This is a genomic window from Streptomyces sp. NPDC015242 (assembly GCF_043079125.1).
In the GTDB taxonomy this organism is placed as follows: domain Bacteria; phylum Actinomycetota; class Actinomycetes; order Streptomycetales; family Streptomycetaceae; genus Streptomyces.
In genome coordinates this window covers 1121694-1128027 of sequence record NZ_JBIBUF010000001.1, presented here as the reverse complement: position 1 = coordinate 1128027, position 6334 = coordinate 1121694, and the positions used below count along the sequence as shown (strand labels likewise).

At 70.7% G+C, this 6334-nt stretch carries 5 protein-coding genes; 2 read left to right on the top strand and 3 right to left on the bottom strand.

The features are described 5' to 3' along the window. Positions 1-150 precede the first annotated feature (150 nt). Together ACF07N_RS04910 and ACF07N_RS04905 are read right to left on the bottom strand one after the other, a co-directional pair. Entirely contained in the window at positions 151-1908 is a 1758-nt protein-coding gene (locus ACF07N_RS04910) for a lysyl oxidase family protein (protein WP_392108418.1), read from the bottom strand. Between the two features lie 535 nt (positions 1909-2443). Then, complete coding sequence (locus tag ACF07N_RS04905; RefSeq protein ID WP_392108416.1) at positions 2444-3583, bottom strand: PucR family transcriptional regulator; 1140 nt, start codon at positions 3581-3583, stop codon at positions 2444-2446. A gap of 87 nt (positions 3584-3670) precedes the next feature. On the opposite strand from ACF07N_RS04905, the gene ACF07N_RS04900 reads away from it, so the two are divergent. Beyond that, the gene (locus tag ACF07N_RS04900) at positions 3671-4726 is read left to right on the top strand and encodes a ferredoxin reductase (RefSeq protein WP_392108413.1); all 1056 of its coding nucleotides are present in this window, start codon (positions 3671-3673) and stop codon (positions 4724-4726) included. Between the two features lie 7 nt (positions 4727-4733). After that, complete coding sequence (locus ACF07N_RS04895) at positions 4734-5852, top strand: fatty acid desaturase family protein (RefSeq protein WP_383336297.1); 1119 nt, start codon at positions 4734-4736, stop codon at positions 5850-5852. Positions 5853-5892: 40 nt separating this feature from the next. Here ACF07N_RS04895 and ACF07N_RS04890 read toward each other — a convergent pair whose 3' ends face one another. Further along, complete coding sequence (locus tag ACF07N_RS04890; RefSeq protein ID WP_392108410.1) at positions 5893-6216, bottom strand: hypothetical protein; 324 nt, start codon at positions 6214-6216, stop codon at positions 5893-5895. Positions 6217-6334: the final 118 nt, after the last annotated feature.

The window sequence follows — 6334 nt, the reverse complement described above, 5'->3', positions numbered from 1 at the left end:
GCCAGATCCAACGGCCCGCTGCACCGCCCCCCCGCCCCCTATAGGGGCTTTGTGTGTCCCCCCACCCCGGGGGGGGGGGCGGGGGGGGGGGGGGGGGCCCCGCGCCCCCCGGGCCCCCCCCCCACCACCGATCTGCCGGGCGTGGTGGGGTCAGTTGGCGTTCACCAGGTCGTGCGCCGGCACGGTGACCGTCCGCTTGCCCGGCTTGCCGCCGAGCACGATCTTCCGCAGGGCACTGTTGTTGTCGAGGTTGGTTTCCTTCAGGCGCTTCTCGGGGTTGGCCAGCACCTGAATGTAGTAGGTGCCGTTGGGCACGTCGGTGATGTCGAAGGACTGGCCCGGCAGGTCCTGGGTGTACGTGTCGCCGGAGCCCACGTCCAGCACCTCACGCACGGAGATCGAGTTCTCCTCGCCGCAGGCGGTGGACAGGTCCGTGTTGAACGGGTGCCAGTTGGCGTTCTTCACCGTGTAGTCGATCGCGTCGGTGTTGGCCAGGCAGAAGGCCTCCTTGCCGCTGCGCACGGCCTCCTTCTTGTCGGCCTTCAGCAGCCGGTAGCTGGCGAAGTCGGTGAAGTGCCAGTGCACGTGGCCGGGGCGCGGGTCCCACTCCATGGTGCCGGTCGGGGTGTAGCCGACCTGCTTGCCCTTGGCGTCGTAGAAGTACTGGTAGGCGTCCATCTTGGCCTTGCCGGGCGAGCGGAACCCGTCCACCACGAGCTGTGCCGGGCCGGCGTTCCAGACGTTGGCGCTGAACGCCAGGTAGTCCTTGCCCGGGATGTCCTTCTCGCCGTCGCTGACGATGATGCCGTAGGCCGGCAGCGAACGCAGGTCCGGCTTGGGGACGTCCGGGACGGAGGGCTTGCCGGCGGGCCGCTTCGACAGCGGCTTGAGGGCGGGCGCCCGGCGCGAGCCGTCGGTCTGGCCGGCGGTGTCCCCGGCCCGCGGCGACGGCGCGGACATCTGCTGCTTCTTCTTCAGTGCCCACGGCAGAGCGGGCGGCGCGGCCTTCAGCGGACCGTGGCCCACGTTGTACGAGGGGCCCGCTCCGCTCGTGACCGGCGCGGCGGCCTCAACGGGTGCCGGGGCGTGCCCAGGCCCGTGCCCGGAGTGCGCGGACGGCGTGTGATGCCCTGTGGCGTGCCCGGCGTGCTCGCCGGCCTGGGCGGAGCTGCGCAGCGCGCTGTTGGGGTTCTCGTCCTCGAAGCTTCGTTCCACCACGGTCACCTTGACCGTGGCCGGCTTGTCGGCGATGCCGAACAGGTCGCGGTACTTCTTGGCGACACCGATCTTCGCCGTGTACGCGCCGGCCGGCAGCTGGGCCGGCTTCGTGTAGGAGCCCGCGTAGGTGTTGGCCGCCCAGCCCTTCTCGATGCCCCACACGGAGCCGAGGGTGAAGGGATTGGTGGGGCAGCTCTCCGGATACTTGGAGGTGGAGGGTGCGTCGGGGCGCACGCGGCCGCTGGCGTTGTTGGGGCAGAAGCCCTCACTGCGGGTGAGGACCTTCTTGCCTGCTTTGTCGGTGAGGGTGATCTCCGAGAAGCCGGGCAGTCCGGAGAAGTCCTTCACGGTGCCCGTGGGCAGCTTCTTCGTCTTCGCCTTGCCGCCCTCGTACACGGTCTGCGTGACGGCCACCGGGTCCTTGTAGGACTTCCGGGTCACCTTGAGCTCCAGTGGTGTCCCCTCGGAGACGAGGTAGGTGCCGAGGTCCAGGTACACCCCCGGCTCCTCCTTCCAGGAGGTGAGCGTGACCGAAGTGGTCGCCGCGACGAGGCTCAGCTTGGGTCCCTTCGCGGCCTTCGCGGGCTCCTGCGCCGCGGCCACGAGGCCGGCCGTCACGGCCGTCACGGCGACGGCCGTGGTGCCGGCGAGCAGCGTACGCCGCAGCCGGGCGGTGCGCTTTCTGGTCATGGTTCCCTCGTCCTCCAGTGCTGTGGGAAGGAAGCAGGCGGCACGGCGCGACCGCGAGGTCCGGGCCGGGGCCGTCACGTGAGGGGCGTTTGCTCCGCCCGCGCTGTGAGAGGAACGGACCGGTCGCGCGGTTGCCCGGCACGAGGAAAGGGAGGCGAGTGTTGGCCGAATGCCGTCGTCGTGACGGAATTCGGCCGCTGGCGCGGACGGTCCCCACCCGAGGGCTCTTCTTCCCATGGGGCTGGCCGTGGCCTTCACCCCGGCGGCGTTCCGCCCGCTCCACCCACGGCCCGGCGTGACCTGCGCGGACGTGTCCGGCCTTCCGCCGGCCACCGATGCCCTGGCCTGGGCGCCCGCACGGCCGTGACCTGCCCGAGGCCACGGCCGTGCGCCGGGTGGCCCGCGACATCGTCCGCGCGCATGCGCCCGCCCCGGCCGGGGCGTATGCGTGCTCCTCGGTCTGTACCGCCTGAGGCTGCCAGGCGGTACAGGACGCATGCGGCCGGCTGGTGGCAGCCTGGCGAGACGGTGCCCGTCAGCCGTCCCGCAGACCCACCGCCAGCGTCAGTTCGAGGACCCGCTCGGGCGATGCGAGATCCGGGAACAGCTCCCGCAGCTGCGACATCCGGTACCGGACCGTCTGGGGGTGGACGAACAACGCCGCCGCCACCTCCTCCCGCCTGCCCTGGTGCAGCAGCCACGCCCGCAGCGTCTCCTCCAGCCGCCGTGCCGTCGTGGCGGGCAGGGTCCGCAACGGCGCGAGGGCTCGGGCGCGCAGGTCCGCGAACGCGTCCGCGTCGGCGCTCAGCACCAGCTCGGGCAGGTGGTCCTCGGTGTCGCGGATGTCCGCGGAGAGGGAGCGCGCGCGTGCGGCCCGTGCGTAGGAGGCGGAGACACGCGTCCACGGCCGGGCCGGGCCGACCACGGCGGTGCGGTCGGTCAGCTGCCGCAGCAGGTGCGATCGGTCGGCGTCGGGGACGAGCAGCACCCCGGTGGCGTCCGGCAGATCGTCGAGGACGAGGGTGCCCGGGTCGAGCGTGCGGTAGGCGGGCCGGGCCTGGGCGGCGGGCAGGAGGACCGCGGTCAGGGAGACCGGAGGCTGCCAGCCGGCCCGTTGCGCGGACGTCAGCAGTACGTCAGGGCTCGCGCCGGCGAGGAGGTCGCGGGCCAGGTGTTCCAGGTGGCGCTCCTGGGCCCTGCCGCGGGCGGCCAGTTCGTCGGCGTGGCCCGCGGCGCTCGCGGCGGACAGCTCGTCGATGTAGGCGAAGGTCAGCTCGGCGAACTTGGCGACCTCGGCGGCGGGCAGTCCCGCGGGTACGGCACCCGCCGCCAGGCATCGCCAGGCCACGCGGGCGCCGACGCGGTAGGCGCTGAGCAGGGCGTCCATCGAACGGCCGTCGCGCACCTCGCCGCGGCCCAGCTCGTAGGCCGCCTCTCCGGCGTCGCCGCCTGTGGCGTTCCCGCTCGCGAGGTCCAGGTAGTGTCCCAGGGCGGTGCGCACGGCCCGTCGGATGGTGGCGCCCATGTGGCCCGACAGGGCGTTGGCGTAGGGAGGGACCTCGTCGATGATCGCCTGGACGACCTCGTCGGCCGTGGTCTTCAGCTCGGCCCGCAGTGCGGTGACCGTCGTCTCATCCAGGGCCAGCTCGCTGACCCTCCGGAGTGCATGACTCACGTTTTCATTCCCTGCGAACAAATCGATCCACCAGATTCACGTCCTGCGGTCAGGACTTTACGCCTACGGGCACAGCAAGCTGGAGTCATGACGAGTGCAGCCCTCCGCAGCAGGGCGTGGAAACTGCTGGAGATGGTCACGACGCCGCTCCTGCCGTCGGACTACCTCGACCTGGTCAGTCCGCTGCGCGCGGGCGCCGACCTGCGTGGGCGGATCGAGGCCGTGCACCCCGAGACGGGTGACGCCGCGACCCTCGTGATCAGGCCGGGACGGGGCTGGCGCGGTCACAGAGCCGGTCAGTACGTCCGGATCGGGGTCGACGTCGACGGGGTGCGCCTGTGGCGCGCCTACTCCCTCACCTCGCCGACGAACCGCCGGGACGGCCGTGTCACGATCACCGTGAAGGCGATCCCGGGCGGCAAGGTCAGCAACCACCTGGTCCGCAGGGCGAAACCGGGCACGCTGATCCAGCTCGACCAAGCGACCGGTGACTTCGTGCTGCCGCAGGCCAAGCCCGCCAAGGTGCTCTTCCTGACGGCCGGCAGCGGCATCACGCCCGTGATGGGCATGCTGCGCGACACCGCGTTCGACGACGTCGTCATGGTCCACAGCGCGCCACGGCCGCACGACGTGATCTTCCGCGACGAACTGCACGGTTTGGTCGCGGGCAAGAAGCTGCGGCTCACCGAGGTGCACACCGACACGGACGGCAAGCTCGACCTCGCCCGTCTCGGCGAACTCGTGCCCGACTGGGCCGAGCGCGAGACCTGGGCGTGCGGGCCCACGGGCCTGCTCGACGCCGCCGAGAAGCACTGGAGCGAGCACGGCGTGCCGGAGCGCCTGCACACCGAACGGTTCCGCGCCGGCGTCGTCGTCACCGGCGACGGAGGTGAGGTCACGTTCAGCGCGACCGGCAAGTCCGTCGACGCGGACGGTGCCACGCCGCTGCTGGACGTCGGCGAGGAGGCCGGCGTGCTCATGCCCTCCGGCTGCCGCATGGGCATCTGCTTCGGCTGCGTCACGCCGCTCAAGGCGGGCGCCGTCCGCGACCTGCGCACCGGCGAGATCACCGAGGCCGAGCCGGGCGTCCTCATCCAGACCTGCGTGTCCGCCGCGGCGGGCCCTTGTGACATCGAACGGTAGGAGCACTTTGACCGCCATCGACCCCACCGCCCACCTGACCGCGGAGCAGATCGAGGAGCTCGGCCGCGAGCTGGACGCGATCCGCGACGAGGTGATCGCCAGTCGCGGCGAGAAGGACGCCGCGTACATCCGCAAGGTCATCTCGGCGCAGCGCAAGCTCGAGCTGGTCAGCCGCGGCGTGCTGCTGTTCTCGATGTTCCCGCCCGCCTGGGTGATCGGCACCGCCGGCCTGTCCGTGGCGAAGATCATGGACAACATGGAGATCGGCCACAACATCCTGCACGGCCAGTGGGACTGGATGCGGGACCCGAAGATCCACTCCACCACCTGGGAATGGGATCACGTCTCGCCGGCCGACCAGTGGAAGCACTCGCACAACGAGCTGCACCACGCGTACACGAACGTGATCGGCAAGGACAACGACCTCGGCTACGGCATCATGCGCGTCGACGAGGACCAGAAGTGGCACCCGTTCCACCTCGGCCAGCCGCTGTGGAACTTCCTCAACGCCTGCTTCTTCGAGTACGGCATCGCCGCCTACGACCTGGAGCTCGGCAAGAACCTGAGCAAGCGCCGCCGGAAGAACCCGGAGTTCCGCGCGCGGGCCAGGGCCGTGGGCCGCAAGATCCGCAAGCAGGTGCTCAAGGACTACGTGATCCACCCGCTGCTGTCGGGCCCGTCGTTCCTGCCCACGCTGGCCGCGACGTTCACCGCGAACCTGGTCCGCAACCTCTGGTCGCACTCGGTGATCATGTGCGGGCACTTCCCCGAGGGCGTGCAGGTCTTCGAGCGCCGGTCGATCAAGGGCGAGACGCGCGGCCAGTGGTACCTGCGCCAGATGATGGGCTCGGCGAACATCAGCGGCAGCAAGGCCATGCACTTCATGACGGGCAACCTCTCGCACCAGATCGAGCACCACCTGTTCCCGGACCTGCCGAGCAACCGGTACGCCGAGGTCGCGGTGAAGGTGCGCGCGCTGTTCGAGAAGTACGAGCTGGAGTACGTCACCGGGCCGCTGCCCAAGCAGGTGTTCTCCGCGTGGCGCAAGGTCTTCCGGCTCTCCCTGCCGAACAGGAAGCCCCAGGTCACGGTCCCGGACCGCGAGCAGGAGCTCCTCGCGGCCTGATACCCGGTATCACCTTGTCGCTCGTCGTCGCCCCGCGGCGTCAGCCCTGTGCCTCCGTGTCGAGGGACTCAAGCCCTCGTTCCCAGCGTCGTCGGCGCTCGGCCTCGGACTGCTCCCACCACGCGGTGCCCCGTTCGCCCAGCGCGATCTTCGCCCGGTTCACGCGTGCGCGCGCTGCCCGTTCGGCCTGTGCGTCGCCCGCAGTGGTCGCGGAGCGGACGGCGCGCCGGGCGGACATGAGGTGACGCCGAAGACGAGCGGCGACGTCCTCCGGAACGGCGGGATCGGTGGCCCGCCATTTCCGTCCCTTGATGACGACGAAGTGCCCGTCCGGGGTTCTGTCCGGTGACTGGTGTGCTTCCACTCGAACGATTCTGCCCCGCATCGGGCACAACCATGAGTTGTGTCCGATGCGGGGCAGGGTTGTTTGATCCGCTGTTCCGCGCGGTGGTGGAATCAGCGCATGTCTACCCGCACAGAGC